Genomic DNA, 26,636 nt, shown 5'->3' with positions numbered 1-26,636 from the left:
GCGGGTGTCCTCACCCGCGTTTTTTTTCGGCTACGATATGGCCTCATCCATGCCGCCGGGCCCGGTCATGCCCAACATGCATCCCATTGTCTACGCCGAGTACCACGCCATTGTGGCCAGCCCTATCGGGCCATTGGGCTTGATGGAGGGCGTTGATACGCTCCAGCTGATCGATTTCCTGCCGGCCGATGCGCCGTTGCGCGCACCCACCAGCCCCTTGCTACGGGAAGTGGCGCGCCAGCTCGACGCGTATTTCGCCGACCCCGGTTTCCGTTTCGATCTGCCCTATCGCCTGCAAGGCACGCCACACCAGATCGCGGTCTGGCAGCAGATCGCCGCGATTCGGGTTGGCGATATCGTGCGCTATTCCGAGATCGCCTGGCGCGTTGGCTCAGTGCCGCGCGCGGTGGGTACGGCCTGCGGGCGCAACCCCTTGCCGGTTATCATTCCCTGTCATCGCGTCGTGGCCGTCAATGGCCTGGGGGGCTTCAACGCGAATCGCAACGGCGTCGATTGGCTGCCGCTCAAGCGCATCCTGCTCAAGCACGAGGGGGTACTTTGACGCCTCCTCCCGTGGCGGAGCAGCTGATTGACGAGTTCATCGATGCGGTCTGGCTGGCCGACGGGCTCGCCACCAACACGGTCGATAGCTATCGCCGCGATCTGATGATCTGGGCGCAGTGGCTGGAAGGCGAGGGCGGCTCGCTGCTGACAGCGACACGCGATCAGGTGCAGGGTTTCCTCGCCCGGCAGGCGCGTGACGCCAAGGCGGCGACGCTGGCGCGGCGTCTGGCCAGTCTGCGTAAGTTCTACCGGCACTGGCGTAGCAGCGAACGTATCGTCGTCGATCCGACCGAATTGCTGAGTTCGCCACGTCGGGTGCGTCCGCTACCCAAGGCGCTGGAGGAGGGCCACATTGCCGCTTTGCTGGATGCGCCTCGGCTCGAGACGCCGGCCGGCTTGCGTGACCGTGCCATGCTGGAACTGATGTATGCCACCGGCCTGCGGGTGTCGGAGCTGGTGACGCTGCCAAGCGAGCATCTGCATTTGAATGAAGGCTTCGTCCAGGTGCTCGGCGGCAAGGGCGGCAAACAGCGCATCGTGCCCATGGGCGCGGAGGCGCAGCACTGGTTGGAGCGCTATCTCAAGGAGGCGCGCACCATGCTGTGTTTCGGACGAGCCGTGTCCACGCTGTTCATCAACCAGCGTGGCGAGCCGCTGACCCGGCAGGGGGCCTGGTTCATCATCAAGGGCTATGCGACGCAAGCGGGCATTCCGGCTGAAAAGCTGTCGCCGCATGTGCTGCGTCACGCGTTCGCGACGCACCTACTCAACCACGGTGCCGACTTGCGCATCGTGCAAATGCTGCTGGGCCACGCCGATATCGGCACCACCCAGATCTACACCCACGTTGCAACGGCACGCCTACAAGCGCTGCACGGCAAGCACCACCCCCGGGGCTGACACTACGTTTGCGGATTTCTTCTGCTAGTTTGAAGCAGTCATGGGTGAGCTCTTCAAACTGGGGGAAATCATGGATCAGGATCTGGTCACGCAAGGCGCGGCGGCGGCGGGGCGCTACCAAGATATTGTCATACAGTACCTTACGGCGTTTGGCATCAAGATTCTGGCTGCGATCGTCTTCTGGGTGATCGGTCGCTGGCTGATCGGTTTCGCTGTCGGACTGGTGCGTCAGTCGCTGGAAAAGCAGCATGTCGACCCCACCGTGCTGCGCTACGTTGGTTCCATCATCACGGTGACGCTGAACATCATCCTGGTGATCGGCATCCTGGGTTATTTCGGCATCCAGACGACGACCTTTGCCGCGTTGCTCGCCGCGGCGGGCGTGGCGATCGGCATGGCATGGTCCGGTTTGCTGGCGAACTTCGCCGCAGGCGCCTTCATCATCGTGCTGCGCCCGTTCAAGGTGGGGGATTTCATCAGTGCCGGCGGCGTGACCGGCACCGTGATGGAGATCGGCCTTTTCGCCACCACGCTCAACACGATGGACAACGTGCAGACCATCATCGGCAACAACAAGATCTTCAGCGACAACATCCAGAACTTCACGACCAACTCGTTTCGCCGGGTTGACCTGCAGGCGCAGCTTGCCGGTTCCACCGAGGTCGCTGCCGCTGTGGCGCTGCTCAAGGACAAGGTCGCGGCGATTCCGCATGTGCTGTCCGAGCCGCCGGTGGACGTCGAGATACTCGAGTTCAATCTGGTCGGGCCGGTCCTCGCGGTGCGGCCGTACTGCCATAACGATCATTACTGGCAGGTATATTTCGAGACCAACCGCGTGATCCGCGAAAGCTTCATCGATGCGGGTTACGCCGCGCCGATGCCGGCGCAGGCGGTGGTGGTGCAGCAGTCTGCTTAGGCTATTGGCGTATGGCCCAAATGAAACGCCCCGCAGTTGCGGGGCGTTTTCAGTTGAAGGCTGATCATCAGGCCGGAACCGGCGCCGCTTCGTCTTCTTCGATCTGCAGGAACACCTTGCCATCGGCATCGAGATCGATCGTGACCTCGCCGCCGTGGTTCAGACGGCCAAACAGCAACTCGTCGGCCAGCGCCTTGCGTATGGTGTCCTGAATCAGGCGCGCCATCGGCCGCGCGCCCATCAAGGGATCGAAGCCGTGCTTGGCGAGCATGTCCTTCAGCGCGTCGGTGAAGTGGGCCTCCACCTTCTTCTCCTGCAATTGCAGTTCCAGTTGCAGCAGGAACTTGTCGACCACCTGCAGGATGATCTCTTGTGTCAGCGGCGCAAATGGGATCATGGCGTCGAGGCGGTTGCGGAACTCCGGCGTGAACAGGCGCTTGATCTCCTGCATTTCGTCGCCCGTTTCCTTCTTCGACGTGAAGCCGATCACCGACTTGTTCAGGCTCTCGGCGCCCGCGTTGGTGGTCATGATGACGATCACGTTGCGGAAATCAGCCTTGCGCCCGTTGTTGTCGGTCAGCGTGCCGTGGTCCATCACCTGCAGCAGCACGTTGAAGATGTCCGGGTGCGCCTTTTCGATCTCGTCGAGCAGCAGCACCGCATACGGATGCTTGTTGATCGCCTCGGTCATCAGGCCGCCCTGCTCGAAGCCGACATAGCCCGGAGGCGCGCCGATAAGTCGGCTGACCGCATGGCGTTCCATGTATTCGGACATGTCGAAGCGGATCAGCTCGATGCCCAGCGTGTAGGCGAGCTGGCGGGCCACTTCGGTCTTGCCCACGCCGGTCGGGCCCGAGAACAGGAAGGCGCCGATCGGCTTTTGCGGATTGCCAAGGCCGGCACGCGCCATCTTGATGGCGGTGGCCAGTGCGTCGATCGCGTTGTCCTGGCCGAACACCACGTTCTTCAGGTCGCGATCCAGCGTCTTCAGCTGGGTCTTGTCGTCGGACGAAACATTCTTCGGTGGAATGCGTGCGATCTTGGCGACGATGTCTTCGATCTCACCCTTGCCGATGGTCTTTTTCTGCTTGGAACGCGGCAGGATCTTCTGCGCCGCGCCGGCCTCGTCGATCACGTCGATGGCCTTGTCCGGCAGGTGGCGGTCGTTGATGTACTTCGCCGACAGCTCTGCGGCGGTCGAGAGCGCAGTCAGCGTGTACTTCACGCCGTGGTGCGACTCGAACTTCTCCTTGAGGCCCTTGAGGATCTCGACGGTCTGGGCCACCGATGGCTCGGCCACGTCGATTTTCTGGAAGCGACGTGACAGCGCGTTGTCCTTCTCGAAAATGCCGCGGTACTCGCTGTAGGTGGTCGCGCCGATGCACTTGAGCATGCCATTGGACAGGGCGGGCTTCAGCAGGTTGGACGCATCGAGCGTGCCACCCGAGGCCGCACCGGCGCCTACCAGCGTGTGGATCTCGTCGATGAACAGGATGGCGTTGCGCTCGTCGGCCAGTTGCTTGATCACGGCCTTGAGGCGTTGCTCGAAATCGCCGCGATACTTGGTGCCGGCGAGCAGTGCGCCCATGTCGAGCGCATAAACGGTGGCGTCGGCCAGGATGTCCGGCACTTCGCCCTCGACGATGCGGCGCGCCAGACCCTCGGCGATCGCGGTCTTGCCGACGCCGGCTTCGCCCACCAGTAGCGGATTGTTCTTGCGGCGGCGGCACAGGATCTGCACCACGCGTTCCAGCTCGGCCTCGCGGCCGATCAGGGGGTCGATCTTGCCTGACAGCGCCTGCTGGTTCAGGTTGAGCGTGAAGCTTTCCAGCGCGCCGCCGGCGCTGACTTCGCCTTCCTGTTCCTCGCCACTGCTTTCGTTGCGCGGCGCTGGCGACGGGTTGGCCTGGCTCTTGGCGATGCCGTGCGAGATGAAATTCACCACGTCGAGCCGGGTGATGCCTTGCTGGTGCAGGAAATAGACGGCGTGGCTGTCTTTCTCGCCGAAGATGGCAACCAGCACGTTGGCGCCCGTCACTTCCTTCTTGCCCGAGCTTTGCACGTGCAGGATGGCGCGCTGGATCACGCGCTGAAAGCCGATGGTCGGCTGGGTTTCAACTTCGCCCGAGCCCGATACCACGGGGGTGTGTTCGGCGACAAAATCGCCAAGCGCACGGCGCAGCTCGTCCATGTTGGCGCCGCAGGCGCGCAGCACGTCGGCCGCGGAGGGGTTGTCGAGCAGGGCGAGCAGGAGGTGCTCCACGGTGATGTACTCGTGGCGCTTCTGTCTCGCCTCCATGAAGGCCATGTGCAGGCTCACTTCAAGTTCTTGGGCGATCATTCGTGTACCTCCATGATGCATTGGAGCGGATGTTGGTGTGCGCGGGCATGCTCGGTCACCTGCGCCACCTTGGTGGCCGCGATGTCCTTGGGGTAAACCCCGCATACACCACGGCCTTCGTTATGGACTTTGAGCATGACGACGGTCGCTTGTTCGCCGCCCATCGCGAAAAATTCCTGCAGCACCACGATCACGTATTCCATAGGCGTGTAGTCGTCGTTGAGCAAAACGACGCGATACATCGGTGGTGGGGCAGTGCGCTGCTCGCGCAGCTGTTGTGCATGCTCGATTTGATGTTGCAAAGCCATATCTGTCCAGCCGGTTTCCCTACTCATTTTGGCCCGTGGGGGGGGATTTTCAAGCGTTCCAACGATGCAACAGTTTGCTGAAATTCGCGTTCGTGCGCTTGACCTCATTCGTAACTATCGCGTAAAAACAAATCGCGTTTGATGGACAAGTTTCATGCCTTACCGGTACACCCGTCGTTTGGCCTTGACTTCAAACAGGCGGCGCCCGTGGGGGGTGCTGTTTCTATGTATATCTTGGAGAAAGACCTGAATGGCTACGGGTACCGTGAAGTGGTTCAATGATTCCAAAGGTTTTGGCTTTATCACTCCGGATGAAGGCGGCGACGACATCTTCGCTCACTTCTCCGCGATCAACATGCAAGGCTTCAAGACCCTGAAGGAAGGCCAACGCGTCTCCTTCGAAGTGGCTACGGGCCCGAAGGGCAAGCAAGCGGCCAACATTCAGGCTGCCTGATTGTTGCGTTTGTGTTGAAAAACCCCGCGTAAGCGGGGTTTTTCTTTGGCCAGCGCCGACATCGCGACACAAAAAACCCCGCCGAAGCGGGGTGTTTTGTGTCGCGGAGGTGCTTACATGCGCGCAATGATGGCCTTGCCGAAGGCCGAGCAGCTCACTTCCTCGGCGCCGTCCATCAGGCGGGCAAAGTCGTAGGTCACGATCTTGTCCTGGATGGTCTTTTCCATCGCCTTGATGATGAGATCGGCCGCTTCCTTCCAGCCCATGTGGCGTAGCATCATTTCGGCAGACAGCAGCAGCGAGCCCGGGTTCACCTTGTCTTGGCCGGCATACTTCGGCGCGGTGCCGTGGGTGGCTTCGAAGCAGGCGATGTTGTCCGACAGGTTGGCACCCGGAGCGATACCGATACCGCCCACTTCCGCGGCCAGCGCGTCGGAGATGTAGTCGCCGTTCAGGTTCAGCGTGGCGATCACGTCGTACTCGGCCGGACGCAGCAGGATCTGCTGCAGGAAGGCGTCGGCGATCACGTCCTTGATCACGATACCGTTCGGCAGTTGCAGCCACGGGCCACCGTCGATCTCGACGCCACCGAATTCGCTCTTGGCGAGCTCGTAGCCCCAGGTGCGGAACATGCCTTCCGTGAACTTCATGATGTTGCCCTTGTGGACAAGCGTCACGGACTTGCGGTTGTTGTCGATCGCGTACTGGATGGCCTTGCGCACCAGGCGCTCGGTGCCTTCCTTGCTGACCGGCTTGATGCCGATGCTGGACGATTCCGGGAAGCGGATCTTCTTCACTCCCATTTGTTCCTGCAGGAACTCGATCACCTTCTTGGCGCCTTCGCTGGTGGCGTCCCATTCGATGCCGGCGTAGATGTCTTCGGTGTTCTCGCGGAAGATCACCATGTCGATCAGCTCGGGCTTCTTCACCGGCGACGGCACGCCTTCAAAATAGCGTACCGGGCGCAGGCAGACGTAGAGGTCCAGCTGCTGGCGCAGCGCCACGTTCAGCGAGCGGATGCCGCCGCCGACCGGCGTTGCCAGCGGGCCCTTGATCGAAACGACGTATTCCTTCAGCGCATCCAGCGTTTCCTGCGGCAGATAGGTGTCGTTGCCGTAAAGCTTGGCGGCCTTCTCGCCGCAGAAAATTTCCATCCAGTTGATCTTGCGCGCGCCGCCATAGCACTTGGCTACGGCTGCATCGACCACTTCCTTCATCACCGGGGTGATATCGGCGCCGATGCCATCACCTTCGATGAACGGAATGATCGGGTTATCCGGGGTGGCGAGGTTCGGAACGATCTTCGCGCCCTCGGCGGGCACCTTGATATGGCTCATCGTTGACTTTCCCATCAGTTAGGTTTGGACTTCGGCGCGCTTTTTCGGTGCGCGCTGGAAACGCGCGATTATCGCGTGAACGCGCCAGCGCTGCCAAGTCGCGCTCGCCGGGATAATCGATGGTCGCGTTACAATTGGTGCATGGCCAAGCTTATTCTGCTCAACAAGCCTTACGGTGTGATCTGCCAGTTTTCCCCCAGCCCGCCGCACCAGTCGCTGGCCGACTACGTGCCAATCAAGGATGTCTACCCGGCCGGCCGGCTCGATACCGACTCCGAAGGGCTGGTGCTGCTCACCGATTCCGGGCCTTTGCAGGCGCGCATTGCCGACCCCCGGCACAAGCTCGTGAAGACCTACTGGGTGCAGGTGGAAGGCGCGCCGGACGACGCGGCGCTCGAGCCGCTCCGGCGCGGCGTTGATCTGGGAGACTTCGTCACGCTGCCGGCTGCGGTACGGGTGATGGCCGAGCCCGCGGGCCTGTGGCCGCGTGACCCACCGGTGCGCTTTCGTGCCGCGATTCCCACCAGCTGGCTGGAAATCTGCATTGCCGAGGGCAAAAACCGTCAGGTGCGGCGGATGACGGCCAAGATTGGCTTTCCCACATTGCGGCTGATCCGCTGGGCGGTCGGCGACCATACCCTGGCTGAACTGGCGCCCGGCGCCTGGCGCGAGCTGCTGGTGGCGGCGCCGATGGCGAGCACCACGGCCCGGCCCAGGTCGAGTGCGCCCAAGCAGCGCGGCCGGCGCGGGCCGAACAAGCCGCGTTGATCCTGTACAATCCTGTTTTTACTGGAAAATCCGATTCTATGTGGCATCCCAATGTGACCGTGGCTGCGCTAATCGAGCGCGACGGACGCTTTCTGATGGTCGAGGAGCGCATCCTCGGCGCCTTGAAGCTCAACCAGCCGGCTGGCCATGTCGAGCACGGCGAGAGCATCGCCGCCGCCTGCGTGCGCGAAACGCTCGAGGAAACCGCGCACCACTTTGTGCCGATGGCCCTGGTCGGCATCTACCAGTGGAGCCCGCCCGAGCGCCCGGAGCTGACTTATCTGCGCTTTGCCTTCACCGGCGAGATCACCGGTCACGAGCCGGGCCGCGCGCTCGACGATGGCATCGAGGCCGCGGTGTGGCTGAGCCGCGATGAAGTGGTCGCGCGTAGCGCCGAACACCGCAGCCCGCTGATCCTTGCCTGCATCGACGACTATCTGGCCGGACTGCGCTACCCGTTGGCACTGCTGCGCGACTTCGATCACCGGGAGGCAGCATGAGCGCAGCGACCAAGATCGTCGTCGGCCTGTCCGGCGGCGTCGATTCGTCGGTGACGGCGCACCTTTTGAAGGCGCAGGGCTTCGAGGTGCACGGCGTGTTCATGCAGAACTGGGAAGACGACAATAACGACGAATACTGCTCGATCAAGGAAGACAGCATGGACGCCATCGCGGTGGCGGACCTGTTGGGTATCGACATCGAGCTCGTCAATTTCGCCAAGGAATACAAGGACCGGGTGTTCTCGTACTTCCTGGCCGAGTACTCCGCTGGCCGTACGCCGAATCCGGACATCCTGTGCAATAGCGAAATCAAGTTCCGCTGCTTCCTCGATTACGCGATCGAACTGGGCGGCGCCAAGATGGCGACCGGCCATTACTGCGGCAACCGGCTGCGCAGCGACGGCCGCACCGAACTGATCCGCGCCGCCGATCAATCCAAGGACCAGACTTACTTCCTCTACCGGCTGAGCCAAGAGCAGGTGAGCCAGGCGGTGTTTCCGCTGGGCGGCCTGCAAAAGAGCGAGGTGCGCCGCATCGCCGAAGAAATCGGCCTGCCCAACGCCAGGAAGAAGGACAGCACCGGCATCTGCTTCATCGGTGAGCGGCCGTTCCGCGACTTCCTCAACCGCTACCTGCCGAAAAAACCGGGCGCGATGGTCACGCCGGAAGGTCGCGTGCTGGGTGAGCACATGGGGTTGATGTACTACACGCTGGGCCAGCGCTCGGGCCTGGGCATCGGCGGCGACAAGGCGGGTAGTGGCGAGCCATGGTTCGTCGGCGGCAAGAACCTTGAGACCAACGAGCTGATCGTGGTGCAGGGGCACGACCATCCGCTGTTGCTCAAGCCGACGCTGCGCGCGCTCGATTGCTCCTGGATCCTCGGCGAGCTGCCGGTCGAGGGGCGCTACACCGCCAAAACCCGCTATCGCCAGCAGGATGCCGCGTGCACGCTGCGCCATGTGGAAGGCGGGGTCGAGCTCGATTTCGACGAAGCGCAGTGGGCGGTGACGCCGGGGCAATCGATGGTGCTGTACCAGGGCGACGTGTGCCTGGGCGGCGGCATCATCCAGTAGCGGGCCTGCAGCGCACCACGGCGCTCACAACACCATCACCGCCACCCAGCCCGCCGCCAGCAGCGGCAGGTTGTAGTGCAGAAAGGTCGGCACCACGGTATCCCAGATATGGTCGTGCTGATCGTCGACGTTAAGGCCGGCGGTGGGACCCAGCGTCGAATCGGACACCGGCGAGCCGGCGTCGCCGAGCGCCCCGGCGGTGCCGATCAGGCAGACGATGGCCGTCGGCGACAAGCCCAGCTGCAGCGATAGCGGCACATACAGCGTGGCGAGGATGGGCACGGTGGAGAATGACGAGCCGATGCCCAACGTGACGATAAGCCCGACCAGCAGCATCAGGAATACCGCCAGCCCCTTGTTGTCGCCGACGACGGCGACGGAGGCCTCGACCAGCCGGCCGATATCGCCCGTGGCCTTCATCACCTCGGCAAAGCCGGAGGCGGCGATCATGATGAGGCCGATACCGGCCATCATCTTCATGCCTTCCATGAACACGTGGTCCGCCTCGTTCCAGCGGATGGAACCGCCCGCCACGCAGACGACGAAGCCGGCCAGCGCGCCCAGCAACATGGAATCGGCCCACAGCTGCGTGACGAAGGTGATGACCACCGCAACGCCGGCCACTGCCAGTGAGCGCGGCGTGTAGCGCGCTTCCTCGTGTTCGGCGCGGGCGAGCTGCGCCAGATCGTAGTCGCGCGGCTTGCGGTAGCTGAACAGCGCGATCGCCAGCCCCAAGGCCATGCCCGCGGCGGGGATGGCCATGGCCTGCATCACGTTCACCTGGCCGGCATCGAGCCCGGCCTTGGCGATGCTGCTGAGCAGGATCTGCTTGAGGAAAATCTCGCCAAAACCCACCGGCATGAAGATATACGGCGTGATCAGGCCGAAAGTGATGATGCAGGCCAACAGGCGCCGGTCCACCCGCAATTCGCCCAGCGTATGGAGCAGGGGCGGCACCAGTAGCGGGATGAAGGCGATATGGATGGGCAGCAGGTTCTGCGACGAGATCGCCAGCAGCAGCAGCGCGGTAAAGATCGTCCACTTCACCCCGCGCCCGCCGCCGCCTTTCTTCACTGCATGCGCCAGGCCATCGGCCAGCGCGTGCGGCAGGCCTGAGGCGGCGATCGCCATGGCGAAGGCACCAAGCAGCGCGTAGGAGAGTGCCACTCCGGCGCCGTCACCGAGCCCGCCGTTGAAGGCGTTGAGCGTGCCGGCAAGGTCCAGACCCCCGAGCAGTCCGCCGGCCACCGCACTGGCAAGCAGACTGATCACCACATTCACGCGGAGGAGCGACAGCGCCAGCATCAGGACGACGGCGATCACGACGGAATTCATTGCGTGGCTCCGGTTCGGGCATAAAAGATCGCGATGATCCGTCTGGGCCCTGATTTTTGCATCGCGGTGATCGGCAATGCCGCGTGGGATCAGGTCCGCGCCTGATCCGGCATCGAGGGTGGGCTATCCGGGCCAGGCGCCGTTTTTACACCGCCTTGTCCGGCAGGCCGATCGCTTTCCTACAGGACACTGTATGCAACCCATCGCCATCCTGCTCCACGACCAGGAAGTACCCCCGGGCGCGCTGCTGGGATTTCATCGCCTGGGTGACAATCTTGCGCGCACCGCATGCGATCGACACCGGCGATACGCCGTCGCGCTATGCACGCGACTTTCACCGGGATGGTGGCCTACCGACGCCGGGAGCGGCAACGGGATTGCCTACTGCCCAGCAGTCCACGCGGTAGCGACGGGCGAGGGATGTACCTGAATGGAGGCAGCGCTCGCTTAACGGGTCAGCAGCTTGCGCAAGGGGCTGGGGATGCCAGCCCGGAGCGCGGCCTCAGGGCTGAACCAGCGTGCGCCGGCTTCGTGCAGCCGCGGCGGGCTGACGAGCACGGCGGCCGGCTGCGGTGTGATCGTCAGCCGGAAGTGGGTGAACACATGGACAAAATCGGGCAGTGCCGGCTCCAGCTGTACCGTGAGGTCAAAGCGCGCGCGACAGGTTTCCTCGGCATCCAGCGTCGATGCCACTTCGGGCAGGCTCCACAAGCCGCCCCAGATCCCGGTGGGGGGGCGTTGCTCCAGCAACAGCTCGCCGTTGTTGTTGCGGATCAGCATCATCACCGTGTTGCGCTCCGGTATTGCTTTCTTTGCCTTGCGCGTCGGCAGCTCGTGCTGGCGACCCAGCAGCCTGGCGGCGCAATCGTCCTGCAGCGGACAGGCGAGACAGGCCGGTTTCTTCGGCGTACAGACGGTGGCGCCCAGATCCATCTGCGCCTGCGTGTAGGCCGGCATGTCTGCCGCGGCTGCCGGCAGCAGCGATGCGGCCAGTTGCCAGAGCCGGTTCTCGATGGCCTTCTCTCCGGGAAAACCCTCGATGCCGGCCCAGCGCGCCAGTACACGCTTCACGTTGCCATCGAGGATGGGGGTGCACACGCCATACGAGAATGCCGCGATAGCAGCGGCGGTCGAGCGGCCCACGCCAGGGAGCTCTGCCAGCAGGGCAGGTTCTTGCGGAAACACACCACCAAAGCGCTCGAGCACCATGATGGCTGCGGCATGCAGGTTGCGCGAACGGCTGTAGTAGCCGAGACCGCTCCACAGCGCGAGTACGTCGTCGAGCGGGGCTGCGGCGAGCGTGGCCACGCTCGGGAATCGTTCCAGGAAACGCTGGTAATAGGGGATGACCGTGGTCACCTGCGTCTGCTGCAGCATGATCTCGGACAGCCAGACGCGATAGGGGTCGGCCACCTGCCAGGGCAAGTCGTGCCGGCCGTGCGTGGCCTGCCAGGCGAGGAGCCGGTTGGAAAATGATGTCATCGCTTTGGCGCCGGTGTGTCTGGCGCACGCGCACGGCCCTGCCGCTGCAGCAGCTGCTGGCGCAGGCTGCCGTAATCGATGTGGTATTCCGGCGCGGCAAAGGAGCCGGTGAGCGTAATGGGCAAGGTCAGCCCGGATAGCTGGCGCAGTTCCGGCACCTTGGGGTTGGTGCTGGCTTTCAGTGCGTAATCGATCCGGGCGCGGCCGAGGTCGAATTCGCCCTGGCCAGACAGGCGCAGCAGGCCGGTGGTGACGGCCAGATCGTCGTTGCGGGCGAGGCCGTCCTTGATCGTCATGCTGGCGTTCAGCGTGGAAAACCGGGTGCTTGCCTGCAGATCCGCCAGCTGGACCGGTTCGCCACTCATCCGCTTCAGTTGCTGGTTGGCGGCGCGCAGTACCGCTTCGAGATCGATGCCGCGGATGGCGCCCTGCATCAGGGCGAGCTTGGCCTGGCCACTGGCGCTGCTGCGGATTTGCGAGAGCCGGTTGCCGACGGCGGTGATGTCGAGCGCCAGCTCGCCTTGGCCTTCGAAGCGCTGGATCGCCAGCAGATCGCGCATCAACGGATTGATATTGACGCCACTGAGTTGCTGCCTGACATGGAACTGCGGCACGCGCCCGCCGGTATCGATGGCGAGCGTGCCCGTCAGTTCGCCGCCGTAGATATGCGCTGACAGCGGATCGAGCCTTGCCACGCCATCCTCGGCGTTAAAGCCAAGCGCGATGCGTTGCAGGTGCAGGTTCTGGACGATGAGTTCGCCCAGTTGCAGGCGGCCACTGGCATTCAGTTGCGCCAGCCAGCCCAGGTCGATCGGGGTTTCGGAGTCGACGCCGCGTGCGCCGTCGGCCACCGCGGGCAGATAGGGCGTGAGATCGAGCCGGGCCAGATCCAGGTCGAAGCGATAGCGTGGGTCGACAAAGTGTTTCACCTCGAACAGCGTCGCGAGCTGGGCGCCGTCGAGCGTGCCGCGGTTGGTCAGTTGCAACGTCTCGCGCTTGAGATCGAGCTCGGCATCGCCTTCGAGCGCGAAGGGGATGGCACCGCGCGGTAGTGACCGGTTGGTGTAGCTGCCGGTGAGCTGGTAACCGGGCAGCTTGGCGAGCGAGCCGCGATGGAGCTCGAGCGGGCTGAGGAAGTTCAGCACGAAGGTCTGGTCGGCGGAGCTCAGCTTCACGTCGATGGCCGCCTTGTCCGCGCGCAGCGAACCCTGCCGCGTGCCGGCCAGTGCCGGCACCTTGAACTCGGCGGTCACCCGGTTTTGCGGGCTGCGGATGTCGAGCGCGAGCTTGAGGTCGTGCAATCGGGCGATGTAGTCGCGCACCTCGATGCGCGGTGCATCCAGCGTCCATTGCCACGACTGCTGCGCGCGGGTGCCGACGGCCGATACCCTGAGCGCGCCCCCGGCGAGCCGCAACGGTTGCCAACCGTAGACCAGGTTGCCGGTGGCGTTGAGCCGGGCGTTGGAGAGCGCCAGCTGCGGCGCGCTCTTGCCGCGCTGGTGCAGGTCAAGCTGCAGGCCGGCAATGAACAGCCGCCGCTCCGTGGCGTCGTAGCGCAACGCGGCGCCGGCCTCCAGCGTTGCCTGCCATTGCACCTGCCCGGCGCGCAGCAGCGCGAGTTCGCCGTTCAGATCGAGCCGACCGGTCTTGGGATCGGCCGGTTCGTCGAGCATGACCGAGAGCCGGGTCAGCCGCACCGTCTCTACGCTGGCGGCATCGCTGAAATCGATGCGCGCGTCGTCGAAGTGCACGCCCCGCGGGTCGAAATGCAGGGGCGAGGTGGTGCTGCGGCGCGCCAGCAGGTCGTCGAAGTTGTAGCTGCCATTGGCGAGGCGTTTGATCGCCAGGCGTGGACGGGTGGCTTCCAGCCGGGTGAGCGTCGCTTCGCGCTGGCGCAGCAGCGACCACAGCGAGAACTCGACGCGCACCTGATCTGCGCTGGCGAACGGCGTCATGCCATCCGGTTCGGACAGGCTCACGCCGCTGGCGGTCAGCGCCGGGCGTGGCAACAGCACCACGCGGGTCTGGCCGGTGATGCGCAGCGTACGGCCGGTCTCGCGCTGCATCACGAGCTTGAGCTCGTTGCGCGCGTATTCGGCGTCGATGAAGTAGGGCGCGATGCCGATCAGCGCGAGCGACACTGCGAGGAACAGCAGCGCAAGGCGGAACGGCCGCGAATGGCGGAGATCCATCGCTTTGGTGGTCAGCGATCTAAGTGATGCGGCCGATTATGTAGCAAGCCGCGCCGGCTTTCATAGTGTCCAGATCAAGCTTTGGGCCCGACTGCGGCGCGCCGGGTGATTTTCCCCTCTTGTCTCGCAGGCCGTTGCCGGACCAAGATGCGACCATAGCAACCCGTCAGGATGGCTTCATGCCGCAACGCACGCCGATCAAGGTTCGCGGATATCATCTCGATCTCTACGGCCATGTGAACAATGCCCGCTATCTGGAATTCCTGGAGGAGGCGCGCTGGGAAATGATGGAGTCCGCGGGCCAGCTCGACTGGTTCATGCAGGAGCGGCTGGCGCTGGTGGTGAGTCGCATCGACATCCGCTACAAGCGTCCGGCGACCATGGGCGACGAGCTGGTGGTCGAAACCTGGCTGTCGGAGATCGGCGAGCGCCACGGCGTGGTCGCGCAGCGCATCGTGCGGGCCGATAACGACAAACTGGTGGCCGAGGCCGACGTCACCTTCGCCGTCATCCATCCCGAGCAGCAAGGCGCGCGCCCCTTCACCGGCGCCATAGCCGAACGCTTGCTGCCCATGCTGGAGGAGCACTGACATGCGCCGCCTGATCCTGATCGCCTGCACCCTGTTGCTTACTGCCTGCGCGGGCGTCCCCAGCCATTTCGAGAAGCCGCGCGTGTCGCTGGCCGGCATTGCGCTCAAGGAGGCCGGGCTGCTCGAGCAGCGCTTTACGCTGACGCTGCGCATCGAGAATCCGAACGATATCGCCATCCCGATCAAGGGGCTCGATACCACGCTGGAAATCAATGGCCAGCCCTTGGCATCCGGCGTCGCCGCGCAAGCGATTACATTGCCGGCGTTGGGCGAGGCGCGCATCGCGATCGACGTGACCAGCAATCTGGCAAGCTTGATCCGCCAGCTGCGCCGCGCCACCGAATCGGGGTCGCCACGCTACAAGCTCGCCGGTAAGCTGTTCATACCGATGCGTGCCGACGGTGTGCCCTTTACGGTTGAGGGCGACGTTCCCGCGATCGATGGCCTGTTTGCCCCCAAACCCAAGACCCAGCAGTTCTGAGACCGCGCCATGAGCGATCAACCCATCGTCGAAATCATCACCACGGACCAGCCCGTGATCGAGGCTGCGGGCGATGCATCGACCACGCCGTCCGTGCTGCAGCGCTTTCGCCTGCAGCTGATGATCGCCGGTGGCGTGCTTGGGGTGATCCTGCTGCTGGGCATCGGCCTGGCGGTCGGTTATTTCGTGCGGGAGTTCAACGAAAAGCAGTACGTCGACCAGATCACGCTGCTGCGCAGCGCGCTGCAGCGCAATGCCGATGGCTGGCGCGAAGCGCGGCTGGCCACCGAAGCGATGCAGGGCAAACTGACCGAACTCAACGCCACTCACGCCGCGACCGAGGCCTCCTACGCCGTGCTCAAGGGCGAGTTCGAGGCGCTCAAGGCGCAAGTTGCCGCGGCCAGCGCGGCTGCGCATGCCGCTACCCAGCCACCCGCGGCGGCCGCGGCACCCGCCGACAAGGGCTACTTGCGTTTTGGCAACACCCGTTGCGTGGTGCGCCCCGGGCAGAAATTGAGCGAGATGGCCGGTTGCCTCAAGCGGGAGCCGATCACCTCGGGCACGTCGAATGCCATCAAGCCGGTTCCCGATGCTGCGGCCACGCCGGCGCCTACCAAGCCGCATGCGCCGGCGCCCTGATTTACCCGCTGTTACGCCGGCCCCCTGTCAGCGCGGGCGGCGGGCTGTGTAGAATGGCGTTTTCATTGTCGATGGGCGAAGTTGCGCCCGAAAACGCCTTGGAGCACTGCATGACCGCCTCGATCTTTGCCGCCGTGGAAATGGCGCCCCGTGACCCCATCCTGGGTCTGAACGAAGCCTACAACGCCGACACCCGCAGCAACAAAGTGAACCTGGGCGTCGGCGTGTACTACGACGACAACGGCAAGCTGCCGCTGCTGGCCGCCGTCAAGGCCGCTGAGGACGCCCGGCTGAAGAACGCGCCGCCGCGCGGCTACCAGCCGATCGAAGGCCCGGCCGTCTACAACAACGCCGTGCAGAACCTGCTGTTCGGCGACAAGAGCGAGCTGACCGACGCCGGTCGCGTCGTCACCGCCCAGGCCCTGGGCGGCACTGGCGCGCTCAAGATCGGCGCCGATTTCATCAAGCGCCTGTCGCCCGATGCGACGGTCTACATCAGCGATCCGAGCTGGGAAAACCACCGCGCACTGTTCGAATCGGCCGGTTTCCAGGTCGAAAACTACCCGTACTACGATGCCGTCACCCGCGGCGTGAACTTCGCTGCGATGAAGGCCGCGCTGCTGTCGTACGCGCCGGGCTCGGTCATCATCCTGCACGCCTGCTGCCATAACCCGACCGGTGCGGACCTCACCGACGCGCAATGGGGCGAAGTGGTCGAAGCCTGCCGCGAGCGGGGTTTGGTGCCCTTCCTCGACATGGCCTACCAGGGCTTTGCCGACGGCATCGACGCTGACGCGGTCGCCGTGCGCGCCTTTGCTGCCTCGGGCTTGCAGTTCTTCATCTCCAGCTCGTTCTCCAAGAGCTTCTCGCTCTATGGCGAGCGCGTTGGCGCGCTGTCCATCATCACCAGCGGCAAGGAAGAGTCGGGTCGCGTATTGAGCCAACTGAAGCGCGTGATCCGCACCAACTACTCCAACCCGCCGATCCACGGTGGCGCGCTGGTGGCCGCCGTGCTGTCGAGCACCGAGCTGCGTGCGCAGTGGGAAGCGGAGCTGGCCGGCATGCGTGACCGCATCCGCGCAATGCGCTCGGGCCTCGTCGACACGCTGAAGGCCCGTGGCGTGGCGCAGGATTTCTCCTTCGTGGTCAATCAGCGCGGCATGTTCTCCTACACCGGCCTCACCGCAGCCCAGGTCGAGGTGCTGCGCGCCGAGCATGGCATCTACGCCGTGTCGACCGGTCGCATCTGCCTGGCCGCGCTCAACAGCGGCAACATCGGCTACGTGGCTGACGCGATCGCCCAGGTGGTCTGATCCCGCACAGGTCGTGCCGGAAACGCCCCGCCTTGTGCGGGGCGTTTTGCTTTGTGGCGGGGCGAACGGTGGGCGAAACGGTGATGCGCCTTCTAAACTCAAACAGCGCCCGCCCGATGCCACTGCCATGTCCCAGACCGAACGTGTCCGCTATCCACTGCATATCCATATCTCCTGGTTGTTCCTGCTGCTGATCGCCGTGTTTGCGACGATCAGCATTATCTACAACGACCGCCAGGCCAGCCGCATGTTGCTGTCGGCGTCGCAATCGCTGTTTGGCCGCATCGGCGAGCAGACCACGCAGCGGGTCAGCGCGCTGTATGGTGGCAGTACCACGGTGGTCGATCTCTTGGCGCAGCACGATTTTGCGCGGGCGGGCTCGCTCGACGCTCGTCTAATCAACCTGCCTTATCTGGTACGCGCGTTGCAGAGCCAGCCGGCACAGTCGGCGATCTACGCGGGCAACACTCGTGGCGATTTCTTCCTGTTGCGACACTATGACGCGGCGACGATGCGGGCCCGTTTCTCACCGCCCCCTGGCACGGTCTGGCTGGTGCAGAGCGTGGAGCGGCCTGCCGGCAGCGTGGTTGGGCGCTATCTGTATTTCGACGCTGCCTTGCGCCGGCTGGGCGAACAGCTTGATCCGGCCTACCTGTTCGACGCGCGCCAACGACCCTGGTACGGCGCGGCAGTGGCGCAGGATCTGGTGGTGGCCACTGCACCGTACGTGTTCTTCACCACGCGAGAGGTCGGCACCACGCTGGCCCGGCGCACGCCGGATGGCAATGCCGTGGTCGCGGTCGACATCACGCTGTCGGCATTGTCGACGGCGCTCGCCGCCGAACGCATCACACCGGGGGCCGAGCTTGCGCTGGTCGACGCCCAGGGTCGGATGGTCGCCTACCGCGATCCGGCCCGTATCCTGCGCACCGATGGTGCGAATGGTTTCAAGCTGGCTGACGTTGAGTCGTTGGGCGTGGCCGTGCTGCCGGCGACGCTGGCGCTTGGCGCCGGCACCCATCGTGTCAAGGCGGAGCGACGGGATTGGCAGGGGCATGTGGCGAGCATCGCTGTACCGGGCGGCAAGCAGCAGCTGTCGCTGGTCCTGGCCGCGCCCGAGGATGAATTGCTGGCCGACGCGCGTCGCTTGCGCCGCGAAACCGTGATGATCGCCATCGGCCTCTTGGCGTTGATGATTCCGCTGACGGTGTGGCTGTCCCGGCTGGCGTCTCGCCCGCTGGTCGCCTTGACCCGCGAGGCGCGCGATATCCAGGCGCTGCATTTCGAGCGGCCGATGACCGTGAGCTCGTTCATCTCGGAAATCGACGAGCTGGCGCAGGCCATGAGCGTGATGAAGTCGACCATACGGCAGTTTGTCGATATCGGCGCCGCGCTGGCGTCCGAGCGACACTTCGATACGTTGCTGGCACGCATCCTGGGCGAAACGATTCATATCGCCGCGGCCCATGGCGGGGTGATCTATCTGCGCGAGGCCGATGGCCGGCTGGCGCCAGCGCAGGTGCGCTGGGAGGAGGGGCCGGCGCAGGGTTTGCCGCCCTGGGTGGCGGTGGACGCAGAGCATCCGGTGGCCGAGGCCGCACACAGCGGGCGGACGGTGACGGTGACGCACGGCATCGCCACGCTGGCCGAGTGGTTCGAAGGCATGGCCGAATTTAGCCGGCCGATGACGCTGATCGCGATCCCGCTGATAGACCGGCGCGGTGCGTCGCTCGGGGTATTGCTGATCCTCGAGGACGATCGTGATGCGCTGGGCGCCAAGCGCGAGGTCAGTCCTGAGCTTGTGGCGCTGATCGAGGCGCTGTCCGGCAGTGCGGCGGCCGCCATCGACACGCAGAAGCTGATCGCCGAGCAAAAGGCACTGCTCGAGGCTTTCATCCAGCTGGTGGCCGGCGCCATCGATGCCAAGAGCCCCTATACCGGCGGCCATTGCCAGCGTGTTCCGGTGCTGACCCAGATGCTGGCCGATGCCGCGTGCGATGCAGAAACGGGACCCTTTGCCGGCTTCACGCTCGATACTGACGAGCGCGAAGCGCTGCGCATCGCCGCCTGGCTGCACGATTGCGGCAAGGTCACCACGCCGGAATACGTGGTCGACAAGGCGACCAAGCTCGAAACGCTGTACGACCGTATCCATGAAATCCGTACCCGGTTTGAGGTGCTCAAGCGCGATGTCGAGCTGACCTACTGGCAGGGCGTTGCGGCCGGTGGCGATGCGTCGGCGCTGGCCGTGGCGCGCGACGCCGAGCTTGCCCGGCTGGACGATGATTTCGCCTTTGTCGCCGCCTGCAACCTCGGCAGCGAGTTCATGGCGCCGGACAAGATCGAGCGCTTGCAGCGCATCGCGACTCGGAGCTGGCGCCGCACGCTGTCCAATCGATTGGGTGTCTCGCACGAGGAGCACCTACGCATGGCGGCGTTCCCGGAGCCGTCGCTGCCGGTGGACGAGCCCTTGCTGGCCGACCGCCCCGAGCACGAAATCGCGCGCTCGTCCCATGATGTGCTGCCGGACGAATACGGCTTCACCATGCGTATGCCCGAACATCTGTATCACCGTGGCGAGCTGTACAACCTGTCGGTGGCGCGTGGCACGCTCACGATGGAGGAGCGCTACAAGATCAACGAACATATCGTGCAGACCATCGTGATGCTGGAGAAACTGCCGTTCCCGCGCCATCTGGCCAGCGTGCCCGAGCTCGCCGGCGGCCATCACGAGAAAATGGATGGCACCGGTTATCCCAAGGGGCTGAGTCGCGACGAGATGAGCGTGCCGGCGCGCATGATGGCGATCGCGGACATCTTCGAAGCATTGACCGCGATCGACCGGCCGTACAAGGAGGGCAAGAAACTCTCGGAAGCGCTGGCCATCATGGCGCGCATGGCGCGGGAGGCGCATGTCGATGTGGCGCTGTTTCGCCTGTTCGTCGAATCGGGCGTCTACCGGCGCTATGCCATGGTCTATCTGCAGCCGGGGCAGATCGACACTGTCGACGAGGCTGCGTTGCTGGCCAGCGTGTAGCGACGGTGCGGCCGGCCGATGGCCGGCTTACTGCACGGCGCGGCGCGAGAAGTCGCGTGGCCGAAAACCCAGCGCGGCCAGCGTACCGAAATAAGCCACGAGACCGGCTGCGACCAAGATGCCCAGCCAAGTGAGGCGCAGCAACAAGCCCGCGCTATGAAAGGCCGGTAGCAGCCATTGCGCCGCGATCAGCACGGCGGCCATCACAGTAACGGCGGTGACGAGTTTGGCGAAGAAGCGTGGCCAGCCCGGCTGCGGGGTGTAGATGCCGTGGCGGCGCAGTTGCCGCAGCAGCACGCCGGCGTTGAAGCAGGCGCCAAGGCCGATGGCGAGCGCGAGGCCCGCGTGCTTGAGGTGCCAGACGAAGGCGAGGTTCATCAGCTGCGTCAGCGTCAGCGTGACGAGTGCAATCTTCACCGGCGTCTTGATGTTCTGCCGTGCATAAAAGCCCGGCGCCAGGATCTTCACCATGATCAGGCCGACGAGGCCGACCGAATAAGCGATCAGCGCCTGCTGCGTCATCGCCGCATCGTGCAGGGTGAATTCCTTGTACTGGAACAGCGCGATGGTCAACGGGCCGGAGATCACCGCCAGCGCGACGGCCGAGGGCAGCGCCAGCAGCAGCGCGAGACGTAGCCCCCAATCGAGCAGACGCGAGTACTCGGCGGTATCGTTGCTGGCATAGGTCTTGGAAAGTGACGGCAGCAAAATGGTGCCGAGCGCCACGCCCAGTACGCCACTGGGAAATTCCATCAGGCGGTCCGCGTAGTACATCCATGATACCGAGGCCGAAACCATGAATGAGGCGAAGGCGGTATTGATCAACAGCGAGATTTGCCCGACCGAAACGCCGAACAGCGCAGGGCCCATTTTCTTCATCACCCGCCAGACTGCGGGATCGCGCAGCTTCACCCGCGGCAGCACCAGCATGCCGATCTCTTTGAGGGCCGGAAACTGCCAGACCAGCTGCAGGATGCCACCGGCGAGCATGCCCCAGCCCAGCGCCATCAGCGGTGGGTCGAAATAGGGCGATAGCCACAGCGCGAACACGATCATCGCCACGTTGAGCAGCGTGGGCACGAAGGCCGGTACCGAAAAGCGGTTCCAGGTATTGAGCACCGCGCCGGCAAGCGACGAGAGCGAGATCAGCAGGATGTAGGGGAAGGTGATGCGCAACAGATCGACGGTGAGTGCGAACTTGCCCGCTTCCTTGGCAAAGCCGGGCGCCGAAATCCACACCACCAGCGGCGCGGCGAGTATGCCCAGGGTGGTGACCACGGCCAGGATCAGCGTGAGCATTCCCGATACGTGCGCCAGGAACACCCGGCTGGCATCGTCGCCCTGCTGGTTCTTGTATTCGGCGAGGATGGGCACGAAGGCCTGCGAGAACGCGCCCTCGGCGAAAACGCGCCGCAGCATGTTGGGTAGCTTCTGCGCGACGAAGAAGGCATCGGTGCCGGCGCTGGCACCGAACAGTCGCGCAATCAGCATGTCGCGCACAAAGCCCAGTACGCGGGAAACCATGGTCATCGAACTAACGGCGGCAAGCGATTTGAGCAGGTTCATGGCGCAAGGCGGCGGGGAGATGCGGCATGTTACCCTGCGTGGCCTGTCGCGCGTAGAACGTTCTGCGCAGCGTTCGGCCTTGCAAGCGGCGGCGGCTTGCTATATGATCCGGCGTTTCCGAATCGACTTACCCGGCGCCTTGAGGCTTCGGGTGGTTTAAGACCACAGCTTCAGGAGTTATTCAAATGGCTAACAGCGCCCAAGCTCGCAAGCGTGCGCGTCAGGCTGAACAAGCCCGCCAGCACAATGCCAGCCAGCGTTCGGCTTTCCGCACCGCGGTCAAGAAGGTGCTGAAGGCTATCGAAGCCGGCGACCAGAGCGCCGCAAAATCGGTGTTCCAGCAATCGGTTTCCGTGATCGATGGCATCGCCGACAAGAAGATCTTCCACAAGAACAAGGCCGCTCGCCATAAGAGCCGCCTGTCCGCCGCCATCAAGGCCATGGCTGCTTAAGCTGCCATGTGGAAGATGAAAACCCCGGTTCGCCGGGGTTTTTTTTATTGCCCGTGATTTTCAGGCGCGGCGCTTCATCAGGCGGAACGCCTGCATCAGCCGGCGATAGTCGTCTTCGCCATATTCATACCACAGCTCCTCGTCATCGCCCTGCTGCCAGCTCGCGCTGATCCGGGCGTAGCGGCCGATCTCGTTCCACATGCCGGCGGCGAGTTTTTCCAGGCACCACACCGGGCTTTCGTCCTGCACCGTGCGCTCGGCCTCGATGACGGCAAGGCACAGCTCGCCGCCCAGCGGCTGCCGGATCACGCGGACCACCTGCGTCTGCAGCGCGGCGAGCGCCTGCACCGCGGCGTCGGTCTCGGCGCGGGTCAGGGGAGCGATGCAGAGGTTGAGCTGGGCGTGATGCATGGTGACAGTGTATGCCGCAGGCAGCAGTTTGCGGTAGCTGGCTGGCGTATGTCCGACCCCGGCTCGGCCAATTGTGCTCGAGTGTGCTAGATTGGGCGGGATTTGTAAGCAAAGGTCCCAGTACAAATGCAAGCAGCCAATGAACTTGCCGGTCGCCCGCGCATCCTGATCGTCGACGATTCGCGCATCGTGCGCGCTACGGTGCGCAAGCATCTTGGCGACCAGTTCGATGTGATCGAGGAAGGCGATGGCGAGGCGGGCTGGCGTACCGTGCTGGCCGACGAATCCATCCAGTTGCTGCTGTCCGATCTGACCATGCCCGAGCTTGACGGCATAGGCTTGCTGACGCGCATCCGTGCTTCCGGCGACGAGCGTCTGCGTCGCTTGCCGATCATCATCATTTCCGGCGAAGAGGACGAGGCGACGCGGCTGCATTGCGTAGAGCGCGGCGCCAGCGATTTCGTCACCAAATCGACCGACCGTGCCGAGATGCTGGCGCGCGTGAACGCCAATATCGAACGTGCGGTGTCGCAAAAAGCCCTGCTGGAAACCCGTAGCGAGGCGGCGCGGTCGACCACCGTGGATGCCAAGACCGGTGCAGGCACGTCGCACCTCTTGATGCTGCAGACCGAGCAGGCGCTCGCCTTCGCCCAGCGGCATCAGGGCGAGGTGACACTGCTGCTGGTCGAAATCGACCACTACCAGCCGCTGTCCGATCAGCTCGGAAGCCGTGTCGTGGAGCAGATGCTGAGTTTGCTGGCCAAGCAGCTTGCGGCCAAACTTCGACGCGAGGACACGCTGGCCCACGTGGAGGGACCGCGCTTCGCCGTGGTGTCGCCGGGAACCACGCTGAGCGAGGCACGCATCCTTGCCGAACGGCTGCGCCAGGCGCTTGCTGGCGCCAAGATCAGCTTCCGTGGCAGCCAGCTGGCGGTGACGGCGAGCGTGGCCATCGCCAATTCACGCGAAGACAGCGGTGACGATGCCGCCGCGCTGATCGCGGTTGCCAATGATCGTCTCTACGCCACGCCGGGGGAAAACCGGGTGTTGGCACCCGAGGCCGCTGACGCTACGCCAGCGCCGACGCTGGCCGAAGCGCTGTTGATGCTGCACAAAGGCATGCACGAGGAGCTGCGTCCGCACCTGCCGGCTTTGCTCGCCGGGCTGCAGCCCTTCCTCGAATACGCCGACCAGGAGCTGGCGCTGGGGTGGTCGTTCGATCGCCTGCGCCGCTGAGCTTGGCTGGGTGCCGGGATTCAGATCGTCGCGCCCTGCGCATGGTCACGGTGTCCCCCCACTCGCAAAGGAATCCGGCGCACCTGGGCCAGGGCCGGGGGCGAGGCGCAGCGACTGGTCGCGAGCGGCGTAAGGCCAAGGCGATGGCATCATGAGACGGGTCTTGAACAGCATGCCTCGCTATCAAACCCGCAGTTTTTGTGCCGTGCAGAATGCGCTGGACTGAGGCAGCTCGCGGGCTGGACGGTGTAACGGCGCCTGAGGGTGATGCGCATTTGCAGTGAAAAACGAGACACATACGCCGTATGTAATGCTCATATTGTGGTGTGTTTTTCGCGCTCGGTTAGAATCGGCCACATGGCAACCCAAGCACAACGCTCCTCTTTCACGCAGAGCCGGCTTATCGAGGCGACTACCCAATTATTGGCCGAGCAAGGCTATGCCGCGCTTGGCGAAGCGCGGGTTTGCGAGCGGGCCGGCGTCAGTCGCGGCGCTTTGCGACATCACTATCCCAAGGGCCGCTACGACTTGCTGCCGCTGGTGGTGCAGGCCCTGCTCGACGAGGAATGCCGCCGTCTCGACGAACTTGGTCCGCTCACGCCCAAGGAGCGGCTGTTCGTGATGCTCAATGGCTTCCTGCTGGAGCCGGATCGCAATGCGACCATCGCCATCCTGGAAATCTGGATGGCCTCGCGTGGTGATGCCAAGCTCTCGGAAAGCACGGCTGCTGCCTTCGATGGCACCATTGAACGCCTGTTTGGCCACGATGCCCTGCATCCGGCAGATGCCGAAGAAGTCGCGCTGCGCTGCTTCCTGCATGGGGTGACGCTGCATCGTTTCTCGGTCGATTACGATGTCGAGCGGCTGGCCAAGGCCGTGCGCTGGATGCTAGATCAGCTGACGGCGCCACCGCGCATCGCTGAACTGTTGGCGGGCTGGCAGGCCAATCTCTGATTTGGATGAAAAACAAAGCGCCGGAGTGATCCGGCGCTTTGTTTTAATTTATGCATGCAGCAAAGTCAGTTGGACCAGCGATTGGTGATCGGCATGCGCCAGTCCTTGCCGAACGCACGATGCGTCACCCGCGGCCCAACCGGCGCCTGGCGGCGCTTGTATTCGTTCACCTTGAGTAGCCACACCACGCGATCGACATCGATCGCGGCGTAGCCACGGGCGACGATCTCGGCCTTGGAGCAGTTCTCCTCGACATAGGCCTGCAGGATGGCGTCGAGCACTTCATAGGGCGGCAGGCTGTCCTCATCCTTCTGGTCGGGTCGCAGTTCGGCCGAGGGTGGTCGGGTGATAATGCGCTCGGGGATCACGTCGGTGAGCGCATAGGCGCCGGTGGTATTGCGCCAGCGCGCCAGGCGGAACACCAGCGTCTTGGCCACGTCCTTCAGCACCGCGAAGCCGCCGGCCATGTCGCCGTAGAGCGTAGCGTAGCCGGTGGTCATCTCGCTCTTGTTGCCCGTGGTCAGCACCAGGCGGCCGCTCTTGTTGGAGAGTGCCATCAGCAGCGTGCCGCGGATGCGGCTTTGCAGGTTTTCCTCGGTGGTGTCGACGGCGGTGCCGGCAAACTGTGGAGCGAGGCCGTTCATGAACGCCTCGTACATCGGCCAGATCTCGATCTCGGAATACTGGCAAGCCAGGCGCGCGATCATCTCGCGCGAATCGTCCACGCTGATGTCGGCGGTGTAGCGCGAGGGCATCATCACCGCGTGGACCTTGTCGGCGCCGAGCGCATCGACGGCGATGGCCAGGGTCAGGGCGGAATCGATGCCGCCCGACAAGCCCAGCAGCACGCCGGGAAAGCGGTTCTTGGTGATGTAGTCGCGCACGCCGAGCACCAGCGCGCGGTAGACGCTTTCCTCCTCGGCGTATTCGGTCACGCGGGCGGCGGGCTTGAGATCGCCCTCGGCGAACTCGACCAGCTGCAGTGCCGGCTCGAACGCCGGCAGCTCGGCGACGACCGCGCCGGCGCGATTCACCGCGAACGAATGGCCATCGAACACCAGCTCGTCCTGGCCGCCGACCAGGTTCACATACACCGCGGGCACGTCGTTTTCGGTGGCGCGATCGCGCAACACCGCCTGCCGGGTCGATTGCTTGGCCTGGTGATAGGGCGAGGCATTGAGCACCAGCAGCAACTCGGCGCCCTCGTCGCGTGCGGCGGCGGCCGGGTCGAGCTCCCAAACATCCTCGCAGATCAGCACGCCGGCCTTCACGCCCGCTACCTCGAACACCAGCGGCGCGTAGCCCGGCGTGAAATAGCGCACCTCGTCGAACACCGTGTCGTTGGGCAGCAGCATCTTTTCGTAGCGCCCCAGCACGTTGCCATCGCGGATTACGGTCGCCGCGTTAAAGCACTCGTCGCCCGAGCCGTAAGGGTGGCCGACCACCAGTGTGATGCCGTCGACTTCGTCGATCAGGCGGCCGATGGCGCGCGCGCAGTCCTTGAGGAAGGCGGGGCGCAGCAGCAGGTCTTCTGGTGGGTAACCGGTGAGTGCGAGCTCTGGCGTGACCAGTACGTCGGCGCCCTGGGCGTGCGCGTCCGCCGCCGCGGCGAGTATCAGGTCGAGGTTGCCGGTCAGGTCGCCGACGACGGGATTGAATTGGGCGAGGGCGATGCGCATGGGCGGGGCCGTTGATGGAGAAACCACTATTTTATCGTGGCGCGGCACTGCGGCGTGGAGCGCATTGGAGAAAGAAGCCGCCGGCTGCGCCCAGCATCGCGCTGCGTT

Annotated in this window: 24 protein-coding genes; 15 read left to right on the top strand and 9 right to left on the bottom strand. The window is 64.3% G+C overall.

The window, feature by feature from the left end:
- The first annotated feature begins 67 nt into the window (after window positions 1-67).
- From NLI84_RS11240 to NLI84_RS11230, 3 genes are read left to right on the top strand one after another with little or no spacing between them, the layout of a single operon-like run.
- Window positions 68-562 (top strand): methylated-DNA--[protein]-cysteine S-methyltransferase, encoded by a 495-nt coding sequence (locus tag NLI84_RS11240; protein ID WP_255990202.1) that lies wholly within the window; start codon window positions 68-70, stop codon window positions 560-562.
- The gene (gene xerD, locus NLI84_RS11235) at window positions 559-1,464 is read left to right on the top strand and encodes a site-specific tyrosine recombinase XerD (RefSeq protein WP_255990200.1); all 906 of its coding nucleotides are present in this window, start codon (window positions 559-561) and stop codon (window positions 1,462-1,464) included. The genes NLI84_RS11240 and xerD overlap by 4 nt, the downstream gene beginning before the upstream one ends.
- Window positions 1,465-1,504: 40 nt before the next feature.
- Entirely contained in the window at window positions 1,505-2,380 is an 876-nt protein-coding gene (locus NLI84_RS11230; RefSeq protein ID WP_255990199.1) for a mechanosensitive ion channel family protein, read from the top strand.
- 67 nt (window positions 2,381-2,447) lie between these two features.
- Here NLI84_RS11230 and clpA read toward each other — a convergent pair whose 3' ends face one another.
- Both clpA and clpS read right to left on the bottom strand, forming a co-directional pair.
- Window positions 2,448-4,721: an ATP-dependent Clp protease ATP-binding subunit ClpA gene (gene clpA, locus NLI84_RS11225; RefSeq protein ID WP_255990198.1), complete on the bottom strand. Its 2,274-nt coding sequence runs from the start codon at window positions 4,719-4,721 to the stop codon at window positions 2,448-2,450.
- Entirely contained in the window at window positions 4,718-5,029 is a 312-nt protein-coding gene (clpS, locus tag NLI84_RS11220) for an ATP-dependent Clp protease adapter ClpS (protein ID WP_255990276.1), read from the bottom strand. Before clpS ends, clpA begins: the two co-directional genes overlap by 4 nt.
- A 250-nt stretch (window positions 5,030-5,279) precedes the next feature.
- On the opposite strand from clpS, the gene NLI84_RS11215 reads away from it, so the two are divergent.
- Window positions 5,280-5,483, top strand: coding sequence for a cold-shock protein (locus NLI84_RS11215; RefSeq protein ID WP_148714582.1), 204 nt, complete (start codon window positions 5,280-5,282; stop codon window positions 5,481-5,483).
- A 113-nt stretch (window positions 5,484-5,596) separates the two neighbouring features.
- On the opposite strand, the gene icd is transcribed toward NLI84_RS11215, so the two are convergent.
- On the bottom strand, window positions 5,597-6,820 hold the full coding sequence (gene icd, locus NLI84_RS11210) for an NADP-dependent isocitrate dehydrogenase (protein WP_255990196.1): 1,224 nt from the start codon (window positions 6,818-6,820) through the stop codon (window positions 5,597-5,599).
- Window positions 6,821-6,961: 141 nt separating this feature from the next.
- Here icd and NLI84_RS11205 point away from each other — a divergent pair, with 141 nt between their 5' ends.
- From NLI84_RS11205 to mnmA, 3 genes are read left to right on the top strand one after another with little or no spacing between them, the layout of a single operon-like run.
- On the top strand, window positions 6,962-7,588 hold the full coding sequence (locus NLI84_RS11205) for a pseudouridine synthase (protein ID WP_255990195.1): 627 nt from the start codon (window positions 6,962-6,964) through the stop codon (window positions 7,586-7,588).
- A 38-nt stretch (window positions 7,589-7,626) separates the two neighbouring features.
- Window positions 7,627-8,088 (top strand): NUDIX hydrolase, encoded by a 462-nt coding sequence (locus NLI84_RS11200; protein ID WP_255990192.1) that lies wholly within the window; start codon window positions 7,627-7,629, stop codon window positions 8,086-8,088.
- Window positions 8,085-9,161: a tRNA 2-thiouridine(34) synthase MnmA gene (gene mnmA / locus NLI84_RS11195; protein ID WP_255990190.1), complete on the top strand. Its 1,077-nt coding sequence runs from the start codon at window positions 8,085-8,087 to the stop codon at window positions 9,159-9,161. The genes NLI84_RS11200 and mnmA overlap by 4 nt, the downstream gene beginning before the upstream one ends.
- A gap of 24 nt (window positions 9,162-9,185) precedes the next feature.
- On the opposite strand, the gene NLI84_RS11190 is transcribed toward mnmA, so the two are convergent.
- The 3 genes from NLI84_RS11190 to NLI84_RS11180 form a co-directional block, all read right to left on the bottom strand.
- Window positions 9,186-10,496, bottom strand: coding sequence for a Na+/H+ antiporter family protein (locus NLI84_RS11190; protein WP_255990189.1), 1,311 nt, complete (start codon window positions 10,494-10,496; stop codon window positions 9,186-9,188).
- Between the two features lie 447 nt (window positions 10,497-10,943).
- A complete protein-coding gene (mutY, locus tag NLI84_RS11185; RefSeq protein WP_255990188.1) occupies window positions 10,944-11,978 on the bottom strand; it encodes an A/G-specific adenine glycosylase in 1,035 nt (344 codons plus the stop codon).
- Window positions 11,975-14,170, bottom strand: coding sequence for an AsmA family protein (locus tag NLI84_RS11180; protein ID WP_255990187.1), 2,196 nt, complete (start codon window positions 14,168-14,170; stop codon window positions 11,975-11,977). The genes mutY and NLI84_RS11180 overlap by 4 nt, the downstream gene beginning before the upstream one ends.
- A gap of 179 nt (window positions 14,171-14,349) precedes the next feature.
- On the opposite strand from NLI84_RS11180, the gene NLI84_RS11175 reads away from it, so the two are divergent.
- The 5 genes from NLI84_RS11175 (at window position 14,350) to NLI84_RS11155 (ending at window position 20,230) form a co-directional block, all read left to right on the top strand.
- A complete protein-coding gene (locus NLI84_RS11175; protein ID WP_255990186.1) occupies window positions 14,350-14,760 on the top strand; it encodes an acyl-CoA thioesterase in 411 nt (136 codons plus the stop codon).
- 1 nt (window position 14,761) lies between these two features.
- Entirely contained in the window at window positions 14,762-15,241 is a 480-nt protein-coding gene (locus tag NLI84_RS11170; RefSeq protein WP_255990184.1) for an LEA/WHy family protein, read from the top strand.
- 9 nt (window positions 15,242-15,250) lie between these two features.
- Window positions 15,251-15,880, top strand: a complete 630-nt coding sequence (locus tag NLI84_RS11165) for a hypothetical protein (protein WP_255990182.1) — start codon at window positions 15,251-15,253, stop codon at window positions 15,878-15,880.
- 110 nt (window positions 15,881-15,990) lie between these two features.
- Entirely contained in the window at window positions 15,991-17,193 is a 1,203-nt protein-coding gene (locus NLI84_RS11160; RefSeq protein ID WP_255990181.1) for an amino acid aminotransferase, read from the top strand.
- Window positions 17,194-17,320: 127 nt separating this feature from the next.
- Window positions 17,321-20,230 (top strand): HD domain-containing phosphohydrolase, encoded by a 2,910-nt coding sequence (locus NLI84_RS11155; RefSeq protein WP_255990180.1) that lies wholly within the window; start codon window positions 17,321-17,323, stop codon window positions 20,228-20,230.
- A 27-nt stretch (window positions 20,231-20,257) separates the two neighbouring features.
- On the opposite strand, the gene murJ is transcribed toward NLI84_RS11155, so the two are convergent.
- A complete protein-coding gene (gene murJ / locus NLI84_RS11150; protein ID WP_255990178.1) occupies window positions 20,258-21,796 on the bottom strand; it encodes a murein biosynthesis integral membrane protein MurJ in 1,539 nt (512 codons plus the stop codon).
- Between the two features lie 185 nt (window positions 21,797-21,981).
- On the opposite strand from murJ, the gene rpsT reads away from it, so the two are divergent.
- On the top strand, window positions 21,982-22,248 hold the full coding sequence (gene rpsT, locus NLI84_RS11145) for a 30S ribosomal protein S20 (protein ID WP_255990177.1): 267 nt from the start codon (window positions 21,982-21,984) through the stop codon (window positions 22,246-22,248).
- 60 nt (window positions 22,249-22,308) lie between these two features.
- Here the strand turns inward: rpsT and NLI84_RS11140 are convergent, their stop codons facing one another.
- Window positions 22,309-22,659 (bottom strand): hypothetical protein, encoded by a 351-nt coding sequence (locus NLI84_RS11140; RefSeq protein WP_255990175.1) that lies wholly within the window; start codon window positions 22,657-22,659, stop codon window positions 22,309-22,311.
- A gap of 126 nt (window positions 22,660-22,785) precedes the next feature.
- Here NLI84_RS11140 and NLI84_RS11135 point away from each other — a divergent pair, with 126 nt between their 5' ends.
- Window positions 22,786-23,895 (top strand): diguanylate cyclase domain-containing protein, encoded by a 1,110-nt coding sequence (locus NLI84_RS11135; RefSeq protein WP_255990174.1) that lies wholly within the window; start codon window positions 22,786-22,788, stop codon window positions 23,893-23,895.
- A 357-nt stretch (window positions 23,896-24,252) separates the two neighbouring features.
- Window positions 24,253-24,849: a TetR/AcrR family transcriptional regulator gene (locus NLI84_RS11130; protein WP_255990172.1), complete on the top strand. Its 597-nt coding sequence runs from the start codon at window positions 24,253-24,255 to the stop codon at window positions 24,847-24,849.
- Window positions 24,850-24,914: 65 nt separating this feature from the next.
- Here NLI84_RS11130 and NLI84_RS11125 read toward each other — a convergent pair whose 3' ends face one another.
- Complete coding sequence (locus tag NLI84_RS11125; protein WP_255990170.1) at window positions 24,915-26,528, bottom strand: NAD+ synthase; 1,614 nt, start codon at window positions 26,526-26,528, stop codon at window positions 24,915-24,917.
- Window positions 26,529-26,636 lie beyond the last annotated feature (108 nt).

The organism is Chitinolyticbacter albus, from assembly GCF_024437655.1.
GTDB lineage: Bacteria > Pseudomonadota > Gammaproteobacteria > Burkholderiales > Chitinibacteraceae > Chitinolyticbacter > Chitinolyticbacter albus.
This window is presented reverse-complemented; position numbering and strand designations above follow the sequence as displayed.

Coding starts and splice junctions, on each gene's coding strand:
- NLI84_RS11175 (WP_255990186.1), top strand. CDS start 14,350: ATGCCGCAACGCACGCCGATCAAGGTTCGCGGATATCATCTCGATCTC.
- NLI84_RS11205 (WP_255990195.1), top strand. CDS start 6,962: ATGGCCAAGCTTATTCTGCTCAACAAGCCTTACGGTGTGATCTGCCAG.
- NLI84_RS11130 (WP_255990172.1), top strand. CDS start 24,253: ATGGCAACCCAAGCACAACGCTCCTCTTTCACGCAGAGCCGGCTTATC.
- NLI84_RS11190 (WP_255990189.1), bottom strand. CDS start 10,496: ATGAATTCCGTCGTGATCGCCGTCGTCCTGATGCTGGCGCTGTCGCTC.
- NLI84_RS11230 (WP_255990199.1), top strand. CDS start 1,505: ATGGGTGAGCTCTTCAAACTGGGGGAAATCATGGATCAGGATCTGGTC.
- NLI84_RS11135 (WP_255990174.1), top strand. CDS start 22,786: ATGCAAGCAGCCAATGAACTTGCCGGTCGCCCGCGCATCCTGATCGTC.
- NLI84_RS11240 (WP_255990202.1), top strand. CDS start 68: ATGCCCAACATGCATCCCATTGTCTACGCCGAGTACCACGCCATTGTG.
- NLI84_RS11200 (WP_255990192.1), top strand. CDS start 7,627: ATGTGGCATCCCAATGTGACCGTGGCTGCGCTAATCGAGCGCGACGGA.
- NLI84_RS11160 (WP_255990181.1), top strand. CDS start 15,991: ATGACCGCCTCGATCTTTGCCGCCGTGGAAATGGCGCCCCGTGACCCC.
- NLI84_RS11125 (WP_255990170.1), bottom strand. CDS start 26,528: ATGCGCATCGCCCTCGCCCAATTCAATCCCGTCGTCGGCGACCTGACC.
- icd (WP_255990196.1), bottom strand. CDS start 6,820: ATGAGCCATATCAAGGTGCCCGCCGAGGGCGCGAAGATCGTTCCGAAC.
- murJ (WP_255990178.1), bottom strand. CDS start 21,796: ATGAACCTGCTCAAATCGCTTGCCGCCGTTAGTTCGATGACCATGGTT.
- mutY (WP_255990188.1), bottom strand. CDS start 11,978: ATGACATCATTTTCCAACCGGCTCCTCGCCTGGCAGGCCACGCACGGC.
- NLI84_RS11215 (WP_148714582.1), top strand. CDS start 5,280: ATGGCTACGGGTACCGTGAAGTGGTTCAATGATTCCAAAGGTTTTGGC.
- NLI84_RS11165 (WP_255990182.1), top strand. CDS start 15,251: ATGAGCGATCAACCCATCGTCGAAATCATCACCACGGACCAGCCCGTG.
- NLI84_RS11155 (WP_255990180.1), top strand. CDS start 17,321: ATGTCCCAGACCGAACGTGTCCGCTATCCACTGCATATCCATATCTCC.
- clpS (WP_255990276.1), bottom strand. CDS start 5,029: ATGGCTTTGCAACATCAAATCGAGCATGCACAACAGCTGCGCGAGCAG.
- rpsT (WP_255990177.1), top strand. CDS start 21,982: ATGGCTAACAGCGCCCAAGCTCGCAAGCGTGCGCGTCAGGCTGAACAA.
- mnmA (WP_255990190.1), top strand. CDS start 8,085: ATGAGCGCAGCGACCAAGATCGTCGTCGGCCTGTCCGGCGGCGTCGAT.
- NLI84_RS11140 (WP_255990175.1), bottom strand. CDS start 22,659: ATGCATCACGCCCAGCTCAACCTCTGCATCGCTCCCCTGACCCGCGCC.
- clpA (WP_255990198.1), bottom strand. CDS start 4,721: ATGATCGCCCAAGAACTTGAAGTGAGCCTGCACATGGCCTTCATGGAG.
- NLI84_RS11170 (WP_255990184.1), top strand. CDS start 14,762: ATGCGCCGCCTGATCCTGATCGCCTGCACCCTGTTGCTTACTGCCTGC.
- NLI84_RS11180 (WP_255990187.1), bottom strand. CDS start 14,170: ATGGATCTCCGCCATTCGCGGCCGTTCCGCCTTGCGCTGCTGTTCCTC.